General features: G+C 64.0%; 15 protein-coding genes. 7 read left to right on the top strand and 8 right to left on the bottom strand.

The window, feature by feature from the left end; all coding sequences use genetic code 11:
• Nucleotides 1–82 precede the first annotated feature (82 nt).
• The 3 genes from ACQPXM_RS11685 to ACQPXM_RS11675 form a co-directional block, all read right to left on the bottom strand.
• On the bottom strand, nucleotides 83–1,021 hold the full coding sequence (locus tag ACQPXM_RS11685) for an N-acyl amino acid synthase FeeM domain-containing protein (RefSeq protein WP_432947719.1): 939 nt from the start codon (nucleotides 1,019–1,021) through the stop codon (nucleotides 83–85).
• A gap of 348 nt (nucleotides 1,022–1,369) precedes the next feature.
• On the bottom strand, nucleotides 1,370–2,518 hold the full coding sequence (locus tag ACQPXM_RS11680) for an MFS transporter (protein WP_432947717.1): 1,149 nt from the start codon (nucleotides 2,516–2,518) through the stop codon (nucleotides 1,370–1,372).
• 184 nt (nucleotides 2,519–2,702) lie between these two features.
• Nucleotides 2,703–3,815, bottom strand: coding sequence for a tetratricopeptide repeat protein (locus ACQPXM_RS11675; RefSeq protein WP_432947715.1), 1,113 nt, complete (start codon nucleotides 3,813–3,815; stop codon nucleotides 2,703–2,705).
• Between the two features lie 420 nt (nucleotides 3,816–4,235).
• Between ACQPXM_RS11675 and ACQPXM_RS11670 the strand changes: the two genes are divergently transcribed.
• The gene (locus ACQPXM_RS11670; RefSeq protein ID WP_432947713.1) at nucleotides 4,236–7,097 is read left to right on the top strand and encodes an AAA family ATPase; all 2,862 of its coding nucleotides are present in this window, start codon (nucleotides 4,236–4,238) and stop codon (nucleotides 7,095–7,097) included.
• A 409-nt stretch (nucleotides 7,098–7,506) separates the two neighbouring features.
• Here the strand turns inward: ACQPXM_RS11670 and ACQPXM_RS11665 are convergent, their stop codons facing one another.
• Together ACQPXM_RS11665 and ACQPXM_RS11660 are read right to left on the bottom strand one after the other, a co-directional pair.
• Entirely contained in the window at nucleotides 7,507–9,567 is a 2,061-nt protein-coding gene (locus tag ACQPXM_RS11665; protein WP_432947711.1) for a S8 family peptidase, read from the bottom strand.
• Nucleotides 9,568–10,166: 599 nt separating this feature from the next.
• Nucleotides 10,167–11,534, bottom strand: a complete 1,368-nt coding sequence (locus ACQPXM_RS11660; protein WP_432947709.1) for a COG1470 family protein — start codon at nucleotides 11,532–11,534, stop codon at nucleotides 10,167–10,169.
• Nucleotides 11,535–11,810: 276 nt separating this feature from the next.
• On the opposite strand from ACQPXM_RS11660, the gene ACQPXM_RS11655 reads away from it, so the two are divergent.
• Nucleotides 11,811–12,449, top strand: coding sequence for a LuxR C-terminal-related transcriptional regulator (locus ACQPXM_RS11655; RefSeq protein ID WP_432947707.1), 639 nt, complete (start codon nucleotides 11,811–11,813; stop codon nucleotides 12,447–12,449).
• Nucleotides 12,450–12,493: 44 nt separating this feature from the next.
• Here ACQPXM_RS11655 and ACQPXM_RS11650 read toward each other — a convergent pair whose 3' ends face one another.
• Nucleotides 12,494–15,538 carry a choice-of-anchor D domain-containing protein gene (locus tag ACQPXM_RS11650; RefSeq protein ID WP_432947705.1) on the bottom strand — a complete coding sequence of 1,015 codons (3,045 nt, stop codon included), beginning with the start codon at nucleotides 15,536–15,538 and terminating at the stop codon, nucleotides 12,494–12,496.
• A gap of 471 nt (nucleotides 15,539–16,009) precedes the next feature.
• On the opposite strand from ACQPXM_RS11650, the gene ACQPXM_RS11645 reads away from it, so the two are divergent.
• A complete protein-coding gene (locus ACQPXM_RS11645) occupies nucleotides 16,010–17,827 on the top strand; it encodes an eCIS core domain-containing protein (RefSeq protein WP_432947703.1) in 1,818 nt (605 codons plus the stop codon).
• A 336-nt stretch (nucleotides 17,828–18,163) separates the two neighbouring features.
• On the opposite strand, the gene ACQPXM_RS11640 is transcribed toward ACQPXM_RS11645, so the two are convergent.
• Nucleotides 18,164–18,496 (bottom strand): histone-like nucleoid-structuring protein Lsr2, encoded by a 333-nt coding sequence (locus ACQPXM_RS11640; RefSeq protein ID WP_432947701.1) that lies wholly within the window; start codon nucleotides 18,494–18,496, stop codon nucleotides 18,164–18,166.
• 1,293 nt (nucleotides 18,497–19,789) lie between these two features.
• Here ACQPXM_RS11640 and ACQPXM_RS11635 point away from each other — a divergent pair.
• From ACQPXM_RS11635 to ACQPXM_RS11625, 3 genes are all read left to right on the top strand, one after another.
• Nucleotides 19,790–20,404, top strand: a complete 615-nt coding sequence (locus ACQPXM_RS11635) for a hypothetical protein (RefSeq protein WP_432947699.1) — start codon at nucleotides 19,790–19,792, stop codon at nucleotides 20,402–20,404.
• A 5-nt stretch (nucleotides 20,405–20,409) separates the two neighbouring features.
• The gene (locus tag ACQPXM_RS11630) at nucleotides 20,410–20,949 is read left to right on the top strand and encodes a hypothetical protein (RefSeq protein ID WP_432947697.1); all 540 of its coding nucleotides are present in this window, start codon (nucleotides 20,410–20,412) and stop codon (nucleotides 20,947–20,949) included.
• A 68-nt stretch (nucleotides 20,950–21,017) separates the two neighbouring features.
• Nucleotides 21,018–21,158, top strand: coding sequence for a hypothetical protein (locus ACQPXM_RS11625; protein WP_432947695.1), 141 nt, complete (start codon nucleotides 21,018–21,020; stop codon nucleotides 21,156–21,158).
• A gap of 508 nt (nucleotides 21,159–21,666) precedes the next feature.
• Here the strand turns inward: ACQPXM_RS11625 and ACQPXM_RS11620 are convergent.
• The gene (locus ACQPXM_RS11620; protein ID WP_432947693.1) at nucleotides 21,667–23,715 is read right to left on the bottom strand and encodes an ATP-binding protein; all 2,049 of its coding nucleotides are present in this window, start codon (nucleotides 23,713–23,715) and stop codon (nucleotides 21,667–21,669) included.
• A gap of 218 nt (nucleotides 23,716–23,933) precedes the next feature.
• Between ACQPXM_RS11620 and ACQPXM_RS11615 the strand changes: the two genes are divergently transcribed.
• Entirely contained in the window at nucleotides 23,934–24,605 is a 672-nt protein-coding gene (locus tag ACQPXM_RS11615; protein ID WP_432947692.1) for a DUF4255 domain-containing protein, read from the top strand.
• The last annotated feature ends 110 nt before the right edge of the window (nucleotides 24,606–24,715 follow it).

Genomic DNA, 24,715 nt, shown 5'->3' with positions numbered 1-24,715 from the left:
GTGTGCTTCCACTGCGCAGTACGGCACCGAGCTGACGATCGGTTCGCGACGGCTTCGACGACTTGCTCGAGGCTTGAGACTCTCAGCTTGCCTGGGGCAGGAGGGGCAAGTTCTGGGCGCCAACCTGTGGTGGGAACGGAAATCGCCCAGCGAACACCGGAGAGTCCGGGGTCCAATTCGCGGTCGGTACAGCCTTCTTCAGGTAGGACAGTTCAATGGGTGTCAACCGCTGGAAGGGCTCGGGACGCGCGTGGATCAGGTCGGCGCTGGCATCGATCCGCTCGGACGTCACCGAGAAGCGCCGTGGGAGCCGGATCTGCGGTACTTCCTTGCCATAGAAGAGATAGTGTGGCGAGCGCTGGTAGTCGGTCAGTCCATCGAACCGCTCATACAGTCGACCCTCGCATGTCCGCAGGTCCAGCCGTAGAGCGGTACTAGGGTGTCGGTCGTTGAATGACGTGTGGTGTGCAGGTGCGCCGAAGCTCTCGCACACCAGGAGTTCCGAGTATATGAGAGCTCCCTTTGGCTGAGAAGTGATCACCACAACATCAAAACTCTCCTGGATTGCGGCATGGACCGCCGCTCTGTAGAGGTAGAGCGCCAAGCCACTCCCGCGGAGGTCGGACGAACAGGCGAGGCCACTAATTTCACATATTTTCAGTCCTCGGGCGCGTAGCTCGTCCATGTACGCACGTTGCACGCAGTCGATTGGCAGTCCGAGGGGCGAGTCTGGTATGAGCGCAATCGTGCCCCCCAGTTGGTCAGCCTGCCTGGCCGCGAAGATGACGCTGGCCGGCTGGGCGTTGTGCTTCGTCACGTGCAGGCGCGCAGGGTTCGGGCCGACTTTGCCTTTGGCGGCGTATACCTCATAGACCAATGACAGAGCAGCCTTGACGTCCTCCCGGCGCTCTGTGGGGTAGATCTCGACATTCTGCAGTCGCTGCTCATCAACCCGAACATGACGCAGCAGCAATTTGCGCTGGGTTCGGCGGGGCAGAGTACGGAACATCAGGAGGTTCATAGCGCAATCACTCATCCTGTATGCAGCCAGTCGGGCAGTCGGGAGAGATCTCGCGAGCCACCCCCTGGCGAGACGCCTCACCTGCCCGCGCTGGCTCGATCGGTCGCGGGTCGCCCGGGCCGTGGGCGACCTGCCGAGCCATCGACCTCAAATGCCGATCGCTTCAACGATCGACATGACGGGAGCGTCGCAGACCGACGGGGCGGAAGGGTGAGGGAAATCCCTACAGTCTGCCCGTGATTGTTGTGTCCCGTGGGTGACCCACAGCCCGAGAGGACCGCGCCTTCACCGCCAGCCGTCGTGACTCCTACCTGGCGATCCAGCGGCGAGAGTAACCGGCAGACTGCTCTAAGTCCGACTGTGCGAACCGGATGGGTGATCAGTCCCGGCGGGTAGGTGGCCGCGCAGACAGATGACAGCAACCGCAGCCATTCCGAGCAGCGTGACGAACAACGGCACAAGTAGGTGCGGGCTGTCGACGTTGAGGGCGGCACCAGTCAGCGCCGTGCCGCACAACCATCCACCTGTCCACGCCAGGACAGCTGCGCCGTTGTAGCGACCACGCAAGCTCTCGGGAGCTAGATCGTTGACGAGAGCTGCCATGACGGGAGCCAGGAGCACCTCGCCGACCGCGAAAACCACCGCGACTACAACAAGAAGGGGGACATTCAGCGGACGTATGACGCCGAGTACACCCCATGCGACGGTCAACACAGCGATTCCTGCCAGCACGCTCGTACTCCGCCGCCAGGTGGCGCTGAGGCGACTGGCTGGTGATTGAACAATGACAAGAGTGACCAGGTTTGCCGCAAACACCCAGCCCAGGTCCGAGGCTGATATGCCGGCCGTGATCGCAAGGGCTGGTAGACCTACATGCAATTGGGAGAAACCCGCCGCTACGACGAGGGCAACGGCAAGGCACAGCCACCGCGCAGCTGGGTCGCGGGCCACATGCCAGTAGGTTGCTGTTCCTGTCGTTGGCGAAGCCGATGGCCGGGCGAGCTCACGAGTACCCGTGGACGAGGACATCCACAGCGCTACCACCAGCAGGATAAATGAGACGGTGTCGAGAATGTATAGCAGCGTAAACGCGCCGGTCGAAAACTTCCGCAACGTCAGGCCTGCGATCAGCGCGCCACCGGCGACACCGACGTTGCCCAGCAAGTACAGCATGCTGAATGCGCGATCTCGCTGATCGGATGATGTCAGCTGCGCGAGCCGGGCCCGGAGAGCTGTAGCTTGTGCGGCAATCACCGCGCCGTACAGCGCCAACAGCACCGCGCCGGTCCACGGCCCACGAATGCTAAGAAGAGCCAGCGTTGATATGCCGGCGAGAACAGAGACCTGGAGTACCGCACGGTGAATTCCTACCCTGTCCGCCCAGGCACCACCTATCACCGCCCCTAGCACGGCGCCTACCGCGCGCGCGGTCATGAGAGTACCCGCCGTGCCTGCGTCGAAGCCGAGGCCGAGGAGGAAAGAGAACAGATAGGGCACGGTGGTGCCCGTGCCTGTCGCCGAAACGAGGGATCCACCCAGCACTACCCATGCCTGGCGGGAGATTCTCTGCGAGTGGGCAGCTTTCACTGTTGATCGACCTCTCGAGATGGGGCGAGGAGGCCAAACCATCGCTTGGCCTTCGGGGGCGGATTGCTAGCAGGTCCACCGCATCAGGACTCGACTAGGTCCGGGGGCTCGTTGCGGGCGGTGGCGATTGGTCGGAAGTGGCGCCGGCATCTTCCCGGATGGCCCCCAATGCGGCGCGCGCAGCAGCGAGAGTGGGGTGGTCGGGGGCTACAACCCCTTCGAGGATTCCAATGCAGTCGGCAAGATGCGCCCGCGCTTCTGTCGTCCGACCGGTGCGCGCCAGGACCTCGGCAAGGTTATGGAGCGTGATGGCCAGTTCTGGGTGGTGGGACCCCAGCACCGCCTTCTTGATCTGAGCAGACCGCACGAGATCGGCTTCTGCCATCTCGAAGTCGCCCGAAACGGCAGCCGCAGAAGCCAAATTGTGAAGCAAGACCGCTACTTCGTAGTGCTCAGGACCATACGCCTGTTCATAGACTGCAAGCGCTTCGCGCAGAATGGACTCGGCCTCACCAGTCCGGCCTCTGTTGACGAGAATGGCGGCCAGCGCGGTGCGGTCGGCTGCGGCCTTCAGCGAGTTCGGTCCATCCACACGGATGCGCATCGCGAGGCCTCGACGGGCCGTCTCCTCGGCCGCGGCGTGGTCGCCTGCCGCGTGCGCGAGTCCGGCAATGTTGTGCAGAACGTCCGCGGCGTGCGTGCTGTCGGCGCCGAAGCGGGACTCGGCGATCGCAAGAAGTCGCTCGTATACGCGAGCACCTTCGTCGAAGTTGCCGGAATATTTGTAGGTTATTCCAAGCTCATTGAGAATGTGCGCCAATTGTTCCGAGTCAGCCGCGCTCTGTGTCATGGTGACCGAGAGAATTCCGCGGAGCTCCTCCTCCGCCTCCGCGTACTGACCAGCACGCCGAAGCGCGCGACCGAGCGCCAGGCAGATGCTTCGGTACGTCTTGCCGACGGAAGAACCATCCTGGGCATTCAAGGCTGCCTTGGCCGAGCGAAGTACTCGAATGGCGTCCCGCGGCAGCGACAATTCTATGAGGAGCGTTCCTTCAATCAGCAGACAATTGGCCACGACCGTCGGCGACTCGCCCGCGCTTCGGGCCTCGGCCACCGCCTCACGTGAGCGACGCAACGCGCGCTTCAGATGGCCGGACCGGCGCAGACCGACCGCGTCATCGAGAATTTCGGTGATTGACGTGCTCATAGCGGGCACCCTCAGTTATCTCGCCTTCAATGGAGCAGACAAAAGTCTCCGCTGACCTTCCGCAGAGACCACGAGCAGAGATTCGACGCGAGTGGATGAAATTCACAGCACCCACCTCATGTGATTCACAGCGAAGCCTCGGCCGTTGCCCGTTGGAGTCCGTCGGACGTGTCATCCCTTCTTCCGGGAGGGCGCGACCGTGACCATCTATACGCACGTACTCCCGGGGATCGGTTCTCACGCGGTGGATGGCCGCAGCCGGCGTCGTCACGTCCTCGGCGGCTTCGGCTGTCTTTGAAACTGCGGTGGTGCGCTGGGCGTGCGTCCGATCATCACAAGCCGGCCGTGGACGCGGCTCCCCGGGCCGATGGTCCGGGCGGTCGCCTACCTGCGTACAGAGGGTGAGGCGAGCGGAGCCACTTGGCACGTTCGGGATGTGAGGAGGCTGCCATCGATCCCGAGGAGCGACCCGTCGCCGCGCTGGTCGGCCGGAAGCATGAGATCGCCCAACTGGAGCTTGCGCTCAACAGTGGGCGGAAGGGCCTACGTTGTTACCTGCTCCCGGGCGATCCTGGTATCGGCAAGTCAAGATTGCTGGACGAGCTCCGGAAGCGGGCTGAATCACGCCACGCTGTGGTCTGGGCCACCCAGGGGCTGGACACAGATCGCGAACTGAACTTCGGTCTTGTCTCCAGCATGATCCGATCGGCGATTGCCGCGCCGCGAAGCCCAGGGCCGGTCACCAGCGCCGCCTGTACAAAGCTCATGGGCCTGCTTTCGAGGCTCGAGTCGACGCGGGTACCGAGTGCTGTTGAGCGTGGTCAGGTGGTTAGGGCGGTGCGAGACCTCGCCGAGTCCCTGGCTGACCGCACGCTGGTGCTATTGATCGACGACGCTCATTGGCTGGACAACGCCTCGGTTGACCTGTTGCGGCAGTTGAGCGGGCAGCCGCAATCGGCGCGCATGATGATTTGCGCAGCCTACCGACCGAGGCAGGCGTCCACCCACCTGCGTGCAGCCGTAGATGCGCTGATCACCGACGGCGCACACGTGCTCAGGCTGGGGGCACTGTCACCGGATGAAGCTCGAATTGTTCTCGGCGCCAGCACCCCACCGCAAATCGCCAGGCACGCGATCGAGTCCGGCGGCGGGGTCCCGGAGTACCTCATCGCTCTTGCTACCCAAGCGAAGACCGGTCAGGCGGAGTCGGTGGCGATCCGCTCAGAGTATGGCGCTCTGGCCGCTGAGACACAGGCAATCGCCAAGGCGGCCGCCGTACTCGGTTCGGAGTTCGATCCTGGATACCTGGCGGCAGTGAGTGGACGCTCCGGAGACGAGGTCGCGGCCGCTTTGGACGATCTCGCCCGGCGAGACATTCTTCGCGCCGGTCGAAACGGCTTGTTGATGTTCCGTCACGAGATTGTCCAGCGTGTGTTTTACGACCTGATGGGGCCAGGCGAGCGACGAGTCATCCATGCCCGGGCAGCGGAAGCACTCCAGGCAGCTGGTGCCCCCGCCGAGGAACGCGCTGTCCATCTCGAGGCCACCGCGACGGTGGGAGACATCACTGCGGTCGGCGTCCTGTTGCGAGCAGCGATCTCGGCCCGCTGGCGTGAGCCCACCTCGGCGGCTCGGTGGTACGCCGCGGCATCCCGGCTGCTGCCAGTCGGCCATCCCGCCCACCCTCCACTCTCCCTCGCCGGCGCTGAATCCCTCCTGCAGGCCGGTCAGCTGCAGGGCGCGCTCCGTGCTTTTAACCACACCATGACTCTTGTACCTGGTCCGACGTCGCGCGTCCGCGCCCGCGCAGCCGTCGGAGCGGCGCGGGCGGCCCGCCTGAACGGCTTGTACGACGACGCGGAGCTGTTACTCAACCGCGAGACAGGCGGTGATGAGGCGATCTTCGCCGTGCCGGAGATCTGGCTTGAGCGTCTCAGCCTGCATATCTCGTGTGCAGAGTTCGCCGCGGCCCGAGAAATCGCGGACCAGATCGCTTCGATGGTCGATCTAAGGGGTCAGTGCAGCGGCGTCCGCGCCGCTGCGCAAGCCCTGATCGGTTTCGCTCTGGCTCTCACTGGCGACGTAGATGCCGGACTCGCCCATACGACAACGGCCGGTCGGATCCTCGACAGCCTCAGCGATACCGAACTCTCGCCCGCTCTCGACGCAATTCTATGGTTGGGACTCGCCGACCGTTATGCAGGCCGCTACGAACAGGCAGCGAAGCGCCAGACGCGCGGTGTCGCGCTGGCCAGAGCATCCGGTCAACAGGAGGCGCTCGGCCGCCTCCTTGTCTGCCTTGCCATGACCCGGCTGGCCATCGGAAACCTCGCTGATGCTCGAGCCTGCGCCGAAGAGGCGGTCGCGATCGCACAAAGCATCGACAGCAACCAGTTGTTGATGCTCAGCCGAGCAGCCGAATCCCGAGTTTCCCTGTGGCAGGGATCAGTGCACGCGGCAGTGATCGCCGCGGAATCCGTCGCTCCGTTTGCGGCTTCTCATCGAGGCTGGATCAGTACCTTCACCAGTGCAGCTCACGGTCAAGCACTCATCGCCGCGGACGATCCAGTCGGTGGCGCGGCTGTCATGCTCAAGGCCGCCGGCGGACCGGATCTGCCCCTGGTCGACCTCGGCAGCCGAGCGGAGTGGTACGAGCAACTGGCCAGGGCGTCGCTCGCCGAGGGACTGCTCGGGCAGGCTCAGCGATGGGCGGATCAGGCGTGCACAGCAGCCGAGGAGTCGGGGCTGGAAGCCGCTTATGGATACGCCGCGTTGACCGCGAGCGCGGTTCTCCTGGCTGACGACCGGTCGAACGAAGCGACCTTGCGAGCGATGGCCGCCGCGGTCCATTTCGAACGGTCCGGCAACGCGCTGGACCTCGCCCGGGCTCGCCTCGCGATCGGTCGTGCGCTCGGCTCAGATGGCCGGCGTGAGGCTGCAACCACGGAACTGCGAAGAGCTCAAGCCGCCTTCGCCGCGGCTGGCGCGATCCTGCTCGAGCGAGAAACAGCCCGCGAACTGCGCCGGCTCGGCGTGCGTGGCTCGCGCGCGGCAGCCCGAGGCGATGAGGGCCGCAACCTCGACCTGCTCACTCGCCGCGAACGAGAGGTCGCCGACCAGGTAGCCCGCGGCCTGACCAATCGAGAGGTGGCCGAGGCCATGTTCCTCAGTGAGAAGACCATCGAACGACACCTGAGCTCGGTGTTCAACAAGCTTGGCATCAGATCACGAGTTGCCCTGGTCATGCTGCTCGGCAACACGACCAGCTCGGCCGCCGGGTAGAGGCGCACCCAGCCCGCTACCTCGTACTCGAGGTGCTCCAGCAAAAGCCGCCTCGTCCTCATGACAACCCGAGCCGGAGCAGAACCAAACACCCAGCGCAATCAGATGCTAACCAGATAACAGCGCAGGACCAACCGTCCTAGACCACCGCCACATCCGGCAACTGCATCAGATTGGGGCCTGCCAATGGTCCGCAGTTGTGCGGGCGGCTCTCGTGCGCTCGGGAGCGGCCGCCCGACAGACCAGAGCAGGCCGCCGCGGGCCTTGTTACTGGCGGTGCCGTCGCCGCATCCCGAGACGCCGAAACGAATTGTCATCTGCTCGGTCACGAAGAAGATGACCGCGAGAGTCGAGCCCTCAGACGATCAAAAGCGCGGACGTTTCTGCCGCATCGTTGAAGGATCTGACGTCATTGGGCGTAGTGCAGGTTGAACGCACTGTCCACCTTCTGCCCGGAGGTGCTTTTGCATAGAATCATCACAGTGACGTCTCGAGCACTGGTACCGATAGTAGGTGAAGCTGAACAGTGATGCGGGGATTCTCCCTGCGCGGCGACCTGGATATCACCCTCGAAGCTCCCCAGAACGCCAGGAATCTTGACACTGTAGTATCCGACAAGTAGATGGCTTACGGACAGTGGAAAGACTTCGGAGTTGTACGCCGAGGTGGGCGTATGCGGGGGCTCGGGCGGCGTGAACTTGCCGTGCAGGCCTGGCACCCACGCGTGCGCCCGCGTGCCCGTTGCGCCGCCGACCGACCTGGTATCCGTAAAGGTGGCATTGAAGTTGGTATCCGCTGGACTTCCGTTCGGGGCGTAGCAGTTCACGTAGACAGCCTGATCCTCAGGCACCTGGAGATCTTTTGTCCATAGTCTGACGTTGCAGAAATTTGCATCATCACCCTGGGCCGTGACCATGACGTTACCCGGTGAATGCGCCAAGCTCGGAAAGATCAGTTTGTATCTACCAGCAGCTTCCCGTACGACCTTATTGGTCCTCACTTTAGAATTGTAGGACCATAGGCTGTCGGGCGTGTAGGACGGCGCACTCTTGTTACCAGCGAATAGATACCCAAAGGACCCTGCGATCGCCTTCAAGGCGCGCATGTACGTGACTCTGAACCGCGTGTCCTTCGGAGCCCCGAACAGGTCCCTGCACTGCACCACCACGCGCTGCTTGGGAATAACAGAGAACCACGTTTGAATCTTGCAGTAGCCATCGGAATCCATGGAGGTGGCGTGCGCGATTCCACCCGCGACTGAGAGACCCGCGAAGTCGACTTCATATTTTCCAGTCGCGATCCGAGTTATAATGTTCAGCCCGCCAGTAGAGTTGCGCTGGTAACCGCTTGTGGGCGTGACCGGCATGCCAATTGGCGTGTTCGGATGACTGCTCCATAGATAGCCATATTCGACGTCGGTATTGACCGGAGGGCTATCAGGTCCCATGTAGAGGAGGCGCTTCGTCGTGGCCGGCGGAATATTGCCGATATCAGGCTGGCTCGCGCTGAACAGGATCTGGAAGGCGACATCGTCTGCAGACCAGTCGGGATGAAGCTGCAGGTAGCGAGCGATCGCTCCGGCCACGTGCGGAGCGGCCATCGACGTCCCCGAGCGGGTGCCGTACCCATCCGCATCCTTGTCCGCTGAGAAGACCAGATGTCCTGGCGCGTGGATGTCAACGCAGGGACCGAAATTGCTGTAGGTCTCCCTGATGTCGTACCTATTTGTTGCACCCACCACAACTGCCTTGGCTACGGCTTGTGGGGACCAGTTACATGCATCTTCATTGGTATTCATAGCAGCGGCTACGACGGGCACCCCGGACGCAATGACATTGTTGGTGGCCAGGTTGATCGCGGCAGACGGGCCGGTCCCAAGGGACATGTTGACAACAGCTGGCTTGGCTGCGTTGCCGCGGACCCAATCCAACGCAGCGATGATGTCAGCTGACGTAGCCCAGCCCGTGCAGTCAACCGCCCGGAGGCCCCTCAGCGAGACATTCTTCGCCACACCGGTGTTCTTGCCACCGATGATGCCGGCCACATGGGTGCCGTGGCCGTGGCAGTCCTCCCCGTTTCCACCGAAAGCATCGAATACGTTGGTGGCTCTTCCGCCGAACTCAAAGTGGCCAGTGATGATACCCGTGTCGATCACATAGGCGGTGACAGAACTTCCTGCTGAGTCCCAGGAGTATCGATTGTCGAGCGGCAGATCACGATGGTTGATACGGTCCAGTCCCCAATTGGGGGTCGGGTTCTGCCCGCCCGCCGCTAGCTCGACCCGTTGGTTCTCCTCGATCGCGACCACGTCGCCGTTACGCTGGAGCGACCTGAGTTGGCCCGCGGACAGTTCCGCAGTGAAGCCTCTGAAGGCGGCGCGGAACTGATGCTTTCCCTCGACGTTGTGGGCGCGAATGACCTCTTCGGGCTTCGCCCCGGACCTGAGTGTCACGATGTACTGGTTCGGCACTGCCCTCCCGGAGGCTGCGCGAGTGACCGCGACCTCACGACCTGGGACCTCCGCGGCAGAGGCGATTGGCCCAGGGCCGGAAACACCACTGAGAACAGCGATGATCCCCACCGCGGCTCCCGCCCGTCGCCGCCGGTGTCGAGCACGACCGGCCTCAGCCGGCCAGGTGCGTTGGATGGTTTTCACATTTTTCTCCCAGTTGCTGCACGTTGAGAACAACAGATCCCCGCAGGCTCAGAGCCTGACAAGACAGCCCTGCGTGCAGCATCGGGGCAAACCCTCAACCAGTCCCCAGCACCCTCAATCGCTGGGATCTCGGAGTCCTCGATCCGGGTTCGCGACCGCCAGGTGCAGACGCCGACGCACCCACCCGCAGAATCGGTGGGTCACACCCACCAAGAGTGAATTGCCGGTAGTTAGTCTCGATGGCTGAAAAAGTGCCGTGCGATGCTGAGGCCCCTGGAGTTCTCAATACATACGCAGAAAAGCGAGACCACACCGGACACAACCCGCAAACTGAGCGTCTCCTCTGATCCGAGCCGGAAGACAGGATCCACGACGTCGGACTCCCCACGACGCCTGTTCGCGTCCCTGCCTGTTCACCCGGCGGGAGTTGCCGATGGCTTGGCCGGCGATCGTTTCGCGGCAAGACTGCCGCCGGCATACACGGCGTTCCGGCAGCGATTGTCACCCGGCGCAGGCGTGGTGCACGCGAGTCTGATGATCAGGCGCTCGCCCGCTGAGAAGATGATCGGCGAAACGAAGTGCTGGTCGAATCCGTCCCTGAAGGTTTGGGGTTGCAGGCTGATCAACACCTTGCCATCGCGCCGGATCTGTAGTGTTCCGACGTTTCCCGGGGATTCGAACACCAGATCGGTGATCCGCAGAACCTGGCCCTGTGGCACCTTGAAGGTCGCCTCACTGGTAGACGCCGGAGCAGCGTCTACGGCCAGCCTCCGATCGAAGGGAGTTCCCTCCAATGTCTGCTGCTGAGTCTCCTGCAAACGCTTGGCCTCGTCCTCCTCGGCCTTCTCCTCAGCTGAAGGTTTGGCACCGGCCCGCTGGTCAGCCGATTGCTTCTTGGCTTGATCCGCGTCCCGCTTCGCTTGCTGAGCGGCGTCACTCGCAGCGTCCGCCTTCTGGTTGAGTTCTGTGACAGGCCGCGCCAGCGCCTCCTCGGCCGTGGAACGGATGGTCGGCTTGACTGCAAGAAACCAGACGGCCAACAGCGCCATGACGCCGGCCAAGCCACCCACCGCGGCCCTGCCTATCCAGGGAGGCAGGACAGCAGCCTGCACCATTGTGCCGTCGAGAGTCGCCAGCGGCTCGGCCGCGACGTTCTCGGCCGTGGCCACCTCGGTCCGGCGGTCTTCGGCAGCTATCAGCGTGAACCCACGCGTCTGTGCCGGGCCCCGCCAGATCCGGTCGACCGGTCGAACCCCGACCGTCACGAACCGCGCGGTGTGTGGCTCAATCTCGATCCTCGCGGGCCGAAAGCTGAAGTCCAGGGCCCCGTTCGGGTCCTTCGCCGTGAGAGCTAGAGTGATCGGCCGATTCCCGCGGCTGTGGACAGCTACCCGATGCCGTGATCCGAATCGTCCATGCGAAGTCTGCGGAACGAGCTCGATCTTCAGCGCATCGACCGGCTCCACCGTGACGAGACCCTCGGGAACCGTGACTCCGCTCGGGTCCTCCTGAGGCTCGACCACCACGCCGAACGGAATCTCGCCCGCTCGGACCGGCGCGTCAGCCGGAAGCTCGATAGCGACGGTCACCGCACCCTCACTGCCGGGGTACAGAGATATCTCGGCAGGCTCGACCGTGGAATACGCCGCGAGGTCCCCGGTGACGCCGATCACGTAGGACTCGACCGTCGACCCGTGATTCGACACCTTCATCTGGCATCGAGCTGATCCGCCCGGACTCAATCGGAGCGGGGAACCGCTGAGATACGCGCTCGTGGTCACCGCTGCAGGCTAGTCAGCCCGCCCAGTCTCGGTCAGCAGATGATCGGTCAGCCCAAACGCCCACCAACACTGCCCGAGAGGACAGCATCACCCTTCCGGCCTAGCAGCCTGACCAGTCTCCATCCAGCAGAACAGGCCCTCGGTCGCTGGGACGGTGGCAGCCCGGACCGGCCTTGTTGAGTCGGCGTTGAGTGCAGGCTGAGTGGTCTGCCGCACACTGCCCATACGGGCACCCCACGCCCGGTCGTTTGGGTCTCACAGCGAGGTAGAACGCAGATGAGTGATCGCATCCTTGTCCATGTCAGTGCGATGGATCCGATGTCCCTGGCCGGCCTGCACCACACGCTCCGCCACCGACCGGAACTCCAGTTGCTCACGGACGCCGACACCGACACCGACACGGACGTGCCCGAGGTTGCGCTGATAGCGGTGGAGCAGCTGGACGATGATGCTCTGAAGATCTTGCACAAAGCCCACCAGTTCGGCCGCCGCCGAATAGTACTCATCGTCTCCAGAGTCGACGACAACATGCTGCTAGCAGCGGTCGAGGCCGGTGTGTGCGGCGTCGTACCGAGATCCGAGGCAACAGCCGAACGACTGGTCCATGCGGTGCAGTCAGCCGCTACAGGGGATGCGACACTCCCCCCGGATCTCCTCGGACGATTGCTCGCCCAGGTAGCTCGCCTGCAACGGCATGTACTCGAGCCGCACGGGCTGTCGAGGACCGGCTTGTCTGCACGCGAGACCGAAATCCTGCGCCTGATCGCGGACGGCTACAGCAGCCGGGAAATCGCGGAGAAGCTCGCATACTCAGAACGCACCGTCAAGAACACGCTGCACGACATCACCACTCGCTTCCAGCTGCGCAATCGCTCTCAGGCCGTCGCCTACGCGCTACGCGAGGGTTTGATCTGAGTATCGGCGGGCTGTCATCTGGGACGGTGGCAGCCCGCCGCAGCTCAGCGACGAGTAATGAACTCCGGCGGTTGCCCAGTCCGTGGCGTGATCAGCACCGGTGCACTCAGCACCCGGACACCGTCGCTCAACGTCGCCACCATCAGCCGTGGCCCCAGCGGGTCTCGACGGAATGCCAGCATCGGCGCCTGAAACCGCCCTGCACTGTCGGAGCGCACTTGCACGGACCCCGAACCAATCGACCACGACAGAGTCGCCGCAGTGTTGGGAGGAAAGTCAAAGCCTTCCGCCACCGCTACCCTCCCCGGACGAACCACCGCCGGACCAGCGACCAATCGCGGTGCCACCGTCGAACCTGACAAGAGCACATCGGCCGACAGTGGAGCGCCGATCGTCGTAGTCCCAGTGTCCGCCACGACCTTCAGTACGGCCGACCGCTGCGCCAGGCCGGCTGGCCGGAACACAACCTGAACCGCACACTGCTGACCGGGACGAAGCAATGACTGACACGCGTTGCCCACGATCGCATAGTCGCTGACTGACTGGCCGACGTCGAATCTCATCCGGAGCGGAACATCGCCAATATTGCGTACAGCAACGGATCGAGGTCGGCTGGAGGTCCCGAACCTCTGCGGTGCGAATCTGATTGCGGCAGGCGACACGGAAAAACGGGGCACCACAGCACCACCGGGATCGATGGGCGGCGGTGTTGGAAGCACCGGACCGTCCGTCGACCCGCTGCCTATCAGCTCGACCGTCAGCCGATCCGCCGCATGGAAGCCGACACTTGCCGGGAATTCAAGGAACCCAGCGGCCGGTCCCGTGGTCGTGGGCCGGAACAGAGCTGCAGCCGTACAGGTTCTGCCACGGTGCAAAGTCGCGCAGTCGCCAAGGCCAACGGCGTACGGCGAATCGCTCTCGGGCCGGCGGATGCGCATCGGTCCCGGACCCACATTGCGTAGCGTAACCTGCAACGGATCGCTGGCCTCGCCTACGCCAACCCGCCCGAAGTCCAAGACTTTAGGCGTCACCGTGACATCGACACCGCGCCGCCGCACGTAGGTATCCTCGAGGCTATCGTTGTCGTCAGCAACCAGCTGCGCCGCCGAACCAAAGGCGATGTAGGCACCGTCCAGGTCGATAGCCGGAGCGCGGTCTCCTGCGGATGACGACGCTGCGCCGTCCACCGCGACCGAAACAAGCTCGTTGAAGCGCTCGCCCGCGGGAGAATTCTCGAAATCCGGCTCGAGGTAGCGCGTGTACACGCGATCGACCGAACTGTCACTAGCGATCCCCGGCACGAGTTCCGTCGAATTCGACAGATAGGCAACGGTAGTGCCATCGCCGGACAGGGCCGGCGCCACGCTCCTGCCGCGGGCGGTCGGCTGTCCTGGTGCGGAGGCCCGACTGGAGGCGATCGTCATGCCCCCAGTACGCAGGTCCTTCACGACGACCCAACTCTGCGATGGAAGACTGCCACCGAAGACCCGCCTGCTCTGGTAGGCGATCCGCTGACCGTCCCGCGAGATGGAGGGCTCCCGTGCATCATCCCGCTCCGGGCGCCCACTGCGGTCGCTCGAAACCAAAACAGTCTGGCCGGTGACGGCGTCGTGGCGATAGACGAGTTCCTTTCGGGTGTCGGGCGAATCATCCGCAGCGATGGACCGGAAGGCCACAAATCGCCCGTCCCCGGATACAGCCGGCTGGTCACCACGCACGATCTCGCCACCAAGGCCGATACTCATGACTCGCGGTGCGGGCCGCCCCGGGCCGGCGAAGTCGCCCGACCCACTGGGGTCAGTTCGAGCCAGGACGACATCCTGCGAACTCGCGGCGACGAAGCGATACGAACGGGCCGACACTGATGTGGCTGTGACCAGCCGCAGACTCGCGCCGAGAATGCCGGCCGCATCCGGGTGGAACGCGACATGAGCTGTGCACTGCTCGCCCGGGCCGAGTACTGCTTCCGCGACGCATGCGGGTTGGGAGCCATCCGGCTCCACGGGGGTTACCAGGCCCGAGTCACAGCCGGGCGCGACGAATCGCACTCTCGCTGATGACCCCGTGTCATTCGTCACCGTGAGAGTTCCGGTGTTCACATCACCAACCGATACGGGGATCAGTGAGGCGATCGGGTTACCAACGTTACTGGTCCCGCTTGAGGGTGTTCCCCCAATCCGAACTGCTGGAAGGGCCGGGCAACCGTCTTCCCGCGGCGCGGGCAATTCGCCACCAGCACAAGGCAGATCGCCGATCAACGCAGCTTCTATCTGACCGTCCGGAGTCGCGGACCTGGTCCGAACACTGGCAAAGACGGAACGACAGCCCTCCTCAGCTGTCACCAGCTCGAGATCTACTGTGCAACTGGAGCCGACCTTGCCCACACATGTGGTCGCGGCGATGCGAAAAGCGTCCTGGTCCAGCCCTTCGATCACTGGGGGGGCAGAAAAGTTCAGCTCGACATCGGTGTCGATTCGTAGCTGGTGCCGTGCTGAGGCCGGCGTGAAGTCGACGACCGGGCCAAGACGCTGCTCCTCCCCCGCACCCACGCTGCTGGTGATGACAGGCGAGAGCGGATCGAGTCGAGCCGGGAACACAATCGTACGGCCGTCCCCTGACAGCTGTGGGCCACAATCCACGAGGGATCCGTCCTCCCGCTGACAGGGAGACATCCGCTGGAACAAGAGATCGGTCTCAGTGCCGGTCACCGGGTGCAGCACCGGCCGATCGTTGATGCGCTCCCGCCGATCGGCCACGAAGATCCGCCCGGCCCCACTGGTCTGAGGCCGAACGGCAAATCCAACCAGGCGGCCATCTCCCGAGATCGATGGGTGACTGAGGGCGTCGTCGTTCTCGCCTGTGATTGTCTCAAGCACTCCAGCCGATCTGTCTCGCACTTCGATGCCCGCCGGGTCATCAGCGGGACGACGGTAATAGGCGACGATTCGACCGTCGTCGGACAAGGTGGGGCCATCGGACCCGCTGGCGACACGGACGGTCTCCGGCGAAAGAATAGAGCGATCTGCAGCTGCCGCCCTGTGCTCGCTGACGATCGCCGGGGCAGATCCGACCGCCGGCGTGAGCGACACAGTTCCAAGCACCAGCAGGGCCCCTACTATCACCGCCCGGACACGGCGTGCCGGTCGGCCCCTGTTGTCTCGAGTACGCACGACATCAGTGGAACCGAGACGGCGGGTGCCGGCCAGGCAGCAAGGCTCAGTCATTGGGGCACCAAACAGTGCCCCAATGGGCCGGTGGGATACCGCGGTCGACCGAGCGGGTGACTCAATGGCTCGTGCGAGGCGGGCCGGAGTCGTCCATGTTCCTATCACTCAGACCGACTAGGTCCAAAAGGCTGCACCTTCGCGCCTGGCGTGCCTCGCCGACAACGCCGACCATGAGCTCTTGTGGAGACGGCGAGGAGATGAGTGATGCACGGCCAAGCGTTTGAGCCAGTTTCCCGTGACGGGTCTCCGGTGCCGAGGGCCCGGGCGCGGGATCTCGGCGCCCGCTCACTGCCCGTGTCCCACCCGGACGCTCACCCACCGGCCCGTTCGGCCATGACACCGGACACGGTGTCGGTGCTTCAGCGCCTGGCGGGCAACGCCGCGGTCAGCCAACTGTTGGGTGAGCAGGAACGCTCACCTGTGCTCGATGTCATCGGGTCCGGGGGTAAGCCGCTTGATCCTGCCGTGCGCTCCGACATGGAACAGCGCTTCGGCGCAGACTTCGGTGATGTGCGAATCCATGCTGGATCTGAGGCCGAAGCATCAGCGGCGTCTGTGGGCGCTGTTGCCTACACCGTAGGATCCGAGATCGTTCTGGGGGCCGGCGCCCCCACACTTGACTCGGCAAGTGGGCGGCACACCCTGGCACACGAGCTGACACATGTCCTCCAGCAGCGATCGGGACCCGTGGCCGGGACGGACACGGGCAGCGGTATCGCGGTGAGCAGCCCTGACGACAGATTCGAGCAGGCCGCGGTGCGCAACGCTGACCGCGTGATGGCTGGCGGCGCTGGGGACGTCGGGTCATCGTCGTCCGAGGAGCATGACCGCTCGTCTGTGCAGCGAAGCACGGGCTCGGCAGTTGTTCAGCGCGAAGGCGCCGAAGGTGCGGAAGGTGCCGTCTGGACGGTACCCGCCGACATCGCCCCGCTCGGACTTCCGATGGAGGCACGATCCGGTGCTGAGGCCGGACAGTTGCTGAAGCTCACGCTCGGGCACATCCGCGATCAGGCGAAGACCCTCGACGCCGAGGGAGAAGCAGCGCTGACGGCCATCGTCAACGAGCTCGGCACCGAGGTCGACAAGTACTCCACGAAACCATCGCTGGAACAGGGCGATCCTGAATACCTCAACGGTGTTCTCAGGCGCTCTGTCTCCCGAGCACAACAAGAGATCCAAGCCGCCGTGATGCGCTTCGTGGGGAAGCTGGAGGTGCCGGGTGGTGAGGACACCTCCGAGCTCGACACGTTGGAGGATGCCTACGCAGAAAAGCTGCATCTCGCCTTCGCCAACAGCAGCCAGGACGATGTCGCGAAGATCCTCAACCTGATCGCCAAGGGCAAGGCTCTCAGCGGTGAGATCAAGTCCTACTCGGAGAAGGTGCAGAAGGTCACAAAGCTGGCCCCGGGGTTCGGCGCGGCCGTCAAGCTCACCGACGTGGCAAAGAAGGTCGACGAGCTCAACAAGAGCTTCTCCGAGCAACTCGAGTCCGCGAAGAAGTACGTGACGATTGCGCAGGATGTCCTCACTGTTGTGGGAGCAGATGGGACCAGCAACGGTACAGACATGATGCAGGTGATCAAGCAGTTCCAAGTCGGTATGAAGTACGTCGATTCCGTTGCGGGCAGTGAGGTGGGCAAGGCGGTACCGTTCTTCGGCACGCTCTGGAACGACTTGTACAAGCCTCTGACGAACGCGTGCATCAACGGCCTCAAAGTGATGGCCAAGGCAGATGAGCGAGAGGGCCGGGCACTCGCGGTCTGGGACATGCTTCGTCAGGAGATGGAAGGGGCACCCCGCGATGCCAACAACGCACCGGTCATCCCCAAGGAGCTTGCCTCGAAAGGCTACTTTCCCGGCGGTCAAGCCGTGTTCAGCTATCTCCACGCTGTCCGCGGCGGCCGGACGCCGGCACTACCCGATGTGGTCCGCGACTTCTTCCTGGACCGCAAGGAGCTGTTCAACGTCGAGGGTGAGACCAAAGCCGAGCACCTTCAGGAAAGCGGACCTGACACGGACTGGCTGCCGAACACTGTGGAGCATTGGTTCCGTGACTGGCGGACCAACAACGTGTCGACCTGGATTCGGATCCACATCACCAGAGTGTGGGCAATGTTGTACGGCGATCTCGGTCAGCACATACCGCACTAGTGTCCTGAGTCCGACTCAGGACACCAGAACTTCGAACCTGAAATCATGGCGAGGGAGCAGGCCCGAGCTCGCATTCGGTAATCATCACCCTCCCCGGCGCGCGAATCGAGAAGTTCTCAGGCTCTCCGTGCAGCCGTATTGGGACTCAACGCGCCTAGCCGCCGAACCAGGAACGGCCTCTACGAGGCCATTCAGACCGCGCGTGTCAGCGGTCGAATTCTCAGGGAGGAAGGGCTTCGGTCGAACCATCGCTGAGTAACGCGCCCCGCCAGCAGAGCAGAGCACGGTGCGGCGTTCTCCGGGACGATCTCCCCATGTCCGTTCTTCATCGCCCCGTCAGTGGGCCGCTTCGAACGCCTCTCGAATCTCCTTCCTCACTCTCCCCCGATCAGCGACCTCGTACCCGTTGGCTCGAGCCCACTCTTTGACAGTCTTGGCGTCGGTGCCGATCGGCGCAGGTTTCACCTTCCTCGCTCTGGACGTTCCCACGCGCCGGCCTGAACTGACGTATGGTGACAGAGCTTTTCGGAGAGCGGCCGCGTTCTTGTTCGCAAGGTCGATCTCGTAGGACACTCCATCGAGGGCGAACGTCACAGTCTGACCTTTGCCCGCAGGGATCTCCCTACCGTCGAGATCGTCGGTCAGCAGGATCTGCTTGCGTTGTGCCATGGGCGAACTCTAGCGTGCTCAGCCCAGGCCGTCGGTGGCTACGAGGAGTTGCCCGAGTTCACCTCCGCGAACCGAGCCGGTTTCGGCTCGGCAGCACCATGATTATCGCAGCCCGCGTGGCCACAACGCTGCGGGCAGCCCGGCGCTCGGACAACTGCGACAATCATGCTGGCGCGCAGTAGGCCGACAAACTGCAGGGGCGCCGGACGGGTTGGGCTGAGTGCACCTCGAGCGGTGAAGTCATCGACCGACCCCGCAGGTTCTCCGTGCCCTCAACTGTCACCGGACCGCCCATCAGAGGGGCCCATGCGATGAGTCGCCGTGGCGAGTCGGCGTGGAAAGCATGGCACGTCCTGTACCGGTAGCTATCGCCGATGCTCCAGGGAAGAGGTGAAGATTCCACGGATTCAAGGTCCGCGAATTCATCACCGTCCTTCACGACGCCGTCTTGGCCGTCGCCGATATCGTGCACAACAGGCAGCCCGCGGCGACGACAATTCGATGAGGGCGTTCACTCGATCAGCAACAATTGGCTCGACGGCTGGCGACTGCCAGCCAGTCGGTGAACTAGGCGCCGCCGCCGGCCGGGACGGGAACGTTCGGCCCGGCGAGCGGGCGAAATCCCAGACCGGCGAGGTCTCCACCTAGGAGCCGTCGCCCAACGACGAACCGAGGACTCGGGGAAAGTGGTGTCAACGCAGATAAAACCCGTTGCCGTATTTCGAGGCCACTAGAGTTGCACAAGTGATCGTGTGCTAGCGGCTTCTGACTACGGGATGCTCGCTCGGGTGCCATTCGTGCCGGGGGTTCATCAAGCCGGCCAATCTCGTCGCCTTCGGCATCACCAGGAACCCGTCCAGACCCCGACTACGACGACCGACCATGATCCGTCGAGATCGAGGTCCTAGTAGCCACCGAGGCCAGCGGTCCGCTGTGTCCGGCTCCCGACGCAGCAGGCGTCCAAGGGTTCGACTGGAAGCTCCCGACACGCGACGCGAGGTAGCCGTACTGTCGAGCACCGGCACGGCAGGCTCCTCACCGCCATCACAGAGCTCGAGTTCTTGGTCAGCCGTTAACCCACCAAGCATGGATTCAGCGACAGGTGTCCGCCGTCGAGCCAGGAAGGCCTGATCGCGAAACGCCCATGCCGGCTGTGCTCGAAGTAACTGAGGGCGCACCGGTGATCGCGGCCCGTGCCGGGGACGACAAAACAGCCGAGCTCGCTTCGGCTCAGAACCGATCGGACGGCAAGGCCGTACTGCTTGATGTACACCGGTTGAGGTGAACCACAACATGACTGTTCAGTCGAAAGGAATTTCCAACATGTCTCATCGTCGCTTTGCCCGTCGGATCTCGGCGGGGTTGGCCGCTGTGGGTATCGCCCTCACGGGAACGGCAATCGGAGCCGGCACGGCAAGCGCGAAAGCCGACGCGATTAGCATTCCGTCAGGTCCGCGCAACATCGGGCCCGTCGTCCATAAGCACGTTGACGCGTTCGCCCGGCATTTCGCATCCGGCGGCACATTTTCACTCGGGACGGACGTCAGGGACGCGAAGCACAATGCCGGGGAGCAATGGTTCTTGGTAGACACCGGACAGAGAGTCGGTGAGTGGCCGGTTGTCTTCGTCCGGAGCGTGCGCAAGATCAACGGGCACGAGTACAACCTGGACACCGAGAACACCGCAGCCTCCAAGCTCTCCCCCGACGCGATCGGCACGTCACTGCACGACGGATCGGCGACCCAGCAGTGGGTACTCGAGAAGCTCGGTGACACCTACTCCCTGAAGAACGTGTCTAAGCTCACGCCAGGGTACTTGGGCTACGACGACAACGGGGGCACCGGACCGAAATTCCGGATCGCCCTCAACGGGGACAGGACCGACTTCGAGCTGCCTGCGGTTAGCTGACGCCCATGACCAGGAGGTCTGTATTCGGGGCCATTGTGATGGCCGCCTTCGCTCTGGCCGGCTGCGGGAGTGCGGATGGAAACGCGGCGAGCACACATGACAGCTCGCCGGGCTCGCCGTCGATCCCATTGCCCACCAAGCTGCCAACACCAGAACCGATCAGCCTCTCAGTGCGGACGGCAAAGGTGAATGGGAAGGACGTTCAGTTCGTCACCGGAAACGGGTGGACTCTGTACCGGTTCGAGGCCGATATCCAGCAGCCGTCCAGGTCCATCTGCGTCTTCGACTGCCTCGAGGTCTGGCCACCGCTGGTCCCTGACGGCAGTGAGGTCAAGGTGGACGGGATCGATCGGAGCCTGGTCGGTTCAATTCAGCGGCCGGACGGATTCACCCAGCTGACGCTGGGCGGTTGGCCACTGTACCGATTCCATAAGGACAAGACGAAGTCCGATGTCGAGGGCGAGAACGCGGGCGGAAACTGGTCCCTGGTCGACGTGACCGGCAAGGCCGTTTTCAAGAAGGGCCCGATCCCGAAGGGCCAGTAGCTGGGTTTACCCGGGGGCCAGCTCCCCCGGGCTCCCCACCGCATCGACAGACCCGTTGCTCTTCGGGCATGATCCGCGACGTAATTGGTCTGCATATGAGTCCGCCCGAGAACGCGTTGGGGCTGGCCGTCGATGACAAATCCCAGATGCAGGCGATCCACCGGACCGCTCCGATCTTGCCGATGATGCCGGCCACCCGGCGCGGATGACCCACAACTGCGTCCGGCACGGCATGGCCAGCTTTGTTCGCCGCGCTGGATCTGTCGAGTGAGTCGGTGATCGCCCAGCACTACGTCGGCGCGGCACCAGGAGTTCCTGCGCTTCCTGGAACTGGTCGACGCCGCCGTCCGCCAAAGGCCTCGACCTGCACCTGGTCGTCGACAACTACGCCACCCACAAGACCCCCCAAGGTCAAGGAGTGGCGGATCCGGCATCCCAGGTTCCACCTGCACTCCACCCCGACCAGCTCGTCGTGGCTGAAGCTAGTCGAGCGCTGGTTCGCCGAGCCCGCCAACCGCAAACTGCGCCGCTCCGCCCACCGCAGCATCACCGAGTCGAAGCCGACGTCCGCGGCTGGATCAACGCCTGGAACGACGACCCCAAAACCCTTCGTCTGAACCAAGACCGCCGACCGGATCCTGGACACCCTCGCTGCATACTGCGCGCGAATAACGACTCACGACACCAGGGTCAGCCACACGTCCGGACCGGACGACGCTAGCGCTCATCGCTGCTGTCGGCGACAGGCGCCCAGTAGCGGCCGAACTCGGATTCGACCAGAAGTCGTCCCAGCTTGCGGTATTCCCGCTGAATCGCCAGTATCACGTCCGCCATCGTGACAGCGCGCTCGGCGTCCGCGGCGAGGTAGGCCGCCGACATGGCGACGTTCCGGATGTCGCCCCCCGACATCTCGAACGACGCAGCGCAGAACTCGAAGTCCAAGTCATCGCTGACCGGGACAGCTGCGGCGAAGCTGCGACGCCACAGGTTCAGCCGCTCCTCCTTGCCTGGCAGCGGAAACTCCACAACGACATCCAGCCGCCGTGTGAACGCTTCGTCGAGATTGACGCGGAGGTTCGTGGCGAGAACCGCCAAGCCGTTGAACGCCTCCATTCGCTGCAGGAGGTAGGCCACCTCGACATTCGCGTACCGGTCGCGTGCATCGCTCACCTCGGACCGCTTGCCGAACAGCGCGTCCGCCTCATCGAAGAACAACACACCATTGATCCGCTCGGCTTGATCGAAGATCCGCTCGAGGTTCTTCTCGGTCTCGCCGATGTACTTGTCCACCACACTCGCCAGCTCGACCGTGTAAACGTCCAGGCCGAGCTCGCCGGCGACCGCCTCGACCGCCATCGTCTTACCGGTGCCTGGCGGCCCGGCAAAGAGGGCCGAGATGCCGTCTCCACGCCGCCCAGTTTGCCGCATCCCCCAAGCGTCAAGCACTGTGCTCCGCCGACGTGCTCTCGCCACGACCTCACTCACCAGCTCATGCTGCTCATGTGGTAGTACCAGATCCGCCAGCCGCACCGCCGGGCTGATCCGATGGGCAAGCTGCTCGAGTCCCGCGCCGTTCTGCCGCCTCGCACCTGCTCGAAGGTCCTCGGCGCTGACCGGGCGTCCGAGATGACCCGCCTGAAGCATGGCCGACCTGGCGGCGCGGACCACCGCATCAGGTGCGAGCCGAAATGTGCTCGTAGCTGTTGCCGGATCCAGGCCGGTCTCCCAACGGCCGTCCAGCACCGTTCGCCACAAGTCAGCCCGGGCTTCGTCCGGCACAGCCGGCACGGTCAGCTCAAGGGGCACCTCATTCGCCCAGGCCGGCTCCCACGACCGATTTCCGTACAACACCAATGCCCCAGGCAACGAGGTGATCGCCCGAACACTCGGCGCGGAGTGCCGCGCGACCACATCGATCGGGCCGGCGACGAGGCCCCGACCCGACAGGCGCGACTCCAGCAGAGCCATTCGCAACACTGCAGCAGGTTGATCGTTGAGGTCGAGCTGCTCGAGATCGAGCACGAGCGTACCCATGCCAAGCTGTTCGAACGCCGCTCGGGCCCATCCTGGCGCAGCTCCATCGGCATCACGAAGGTAGACCAGGCGAGATCTCCTGGCGAGACTGCCTGCAAGGGCCGCCGCGTCACCGACCAGAGACAGGGGAACGCCCGCGTCGATTCTCTGTACCTCTGCGGCCGGGCGATTGTCACCGAGTAGATGCTGACAAACCCGCTCGGCGACACGAAGAGATCTCGTCAGAAAGGGACGCTCCTGCTCGCCGACGACCACCAATCCGCTTCCCACCAGTGCGCCATCAGGGTGGAGCAGCGCACGCGCTGCCGGATCGCTCGGCGCGCGGCCCGCCAACTGCAGGGCGAGCCATGGTGTGGCGTAGCGGCGCGAGACATCGTCGTGAAGGTATCCGTAATAGGACTCGAACCGTCTGTCCAGGTCAGGGGCCAGGATCGCCAGAAAGACCTCGACAGCGGTGGCGTCGAGGCCGAATGTGCGGGCGAGTCGAAGCAGCCGGAGATCATTGCCGTGGCTTTCGGCCTGGCCGGCCCGGGTCTCCACTCGCCGAACGGCGCCGTGATCGGGTGCGGGTGGGCGTTGACCGGCCCCATCCGCGATCCGAAGGACATCGGCAGAGCTCACATGCAGGCCACGGAACGGGTCGCGGGGCAGAGAGTCGGCGGTCTCCCCTCCCCGGAGGTGGTCGCGAATGCGCGCGCTCAGCACGTCGATGCGCTCGAGGAGATGTTGCACCGAGGGATCGTGATCCGCTCTGCCGTGGTCAGCGCCGGCTCCGCTGTTCGCCAATCCAACCTGCACGACTCGAGCATGTTGGCGGGCCGTCGGTTCGCCAGCGGCGGCGTAGCCAGATCTTCGGGCACCACCCACTGCCCGATCGGCCATCGCAGGCCGCCCTCCATTCCGCACGGGGGACCATCCACCACCGACGCTCGGACGGCCAGACTGCAGCTGTGATTTCCGAAGCCGACGCAGCGTTGATCGAGCTTCTCCGGCGCGAGGTGCTGGAAGGGGCCAAGGTAGCGGTCGCGCTGGATCCACCGACGACGGATTGGGCGGCCCGCCGCAGCGGTCCGGCAATGAACGTCTTCCTTTACGACATCCGTGAAGATCTGCGCCGTCGGGGCAGCGGTAGCCATGCACAGTTTGACCACGACGGTCGGCCGGTGGCGCGACGACTGCTTCCACGCGTTTTTCGGCTCTCCTACCTGGTCACGGCATGGACCCAACGGCCCGAGGACGAACACCGATTGCTCGGCGCAGTGCTGCGTACGCTCTTGAAGTACGAGGTGATCCCGCCGGCAGTTCTTCCCGACGATGCGCCGCCGATCGGAATCACCGTCGGTCTGCCGCCCGGCGAGGACCGATCATTTGCAGACGTCTGGTCGGCTCTCGGAGGCGAACTCCGGGCGTCGATCGACGTCGTACTCACCGTCCCGTTCGCGGCCGGAACGGTGCAGCCGATCGAGAGCCTCGTTCGAGACCCGCTGTATGTTGCCGCGGAGCTGACCGACGGTCCAGCCGGCTCTGGGGCGATCGTGGCTTCGGAGCGTGTGGGTGGCGCGCACGCTGTGCAAACCTCGACGCAGGCCATCCGTCGTCAGCGCCGTTCCCCGCAGCGATGACGCCTGCCCCTTAGTGCAGCAAGGGGTTCCCCCGTCGCAGGTCGAACGCCCCTTGGGATATCTCAGGCAGCGCGAGGACTCTTCAAAGGCAACAGCCTGCCAGTTCGACA

It is taken from the genome of Kribbella sp. CA-253562 (genome assembly GCF_050942265.1).
Taxonomy (GTDB): domain Bacteria; phylum Actinomycetota; class Actinomycetes; order Propionibacteriales; family Kribbellaceae; genus Kribbella.
Note: the sequence above shows the minus strand (reverse complement) of the source record. Positions and strands in the feature narration are given on the sequence as shown.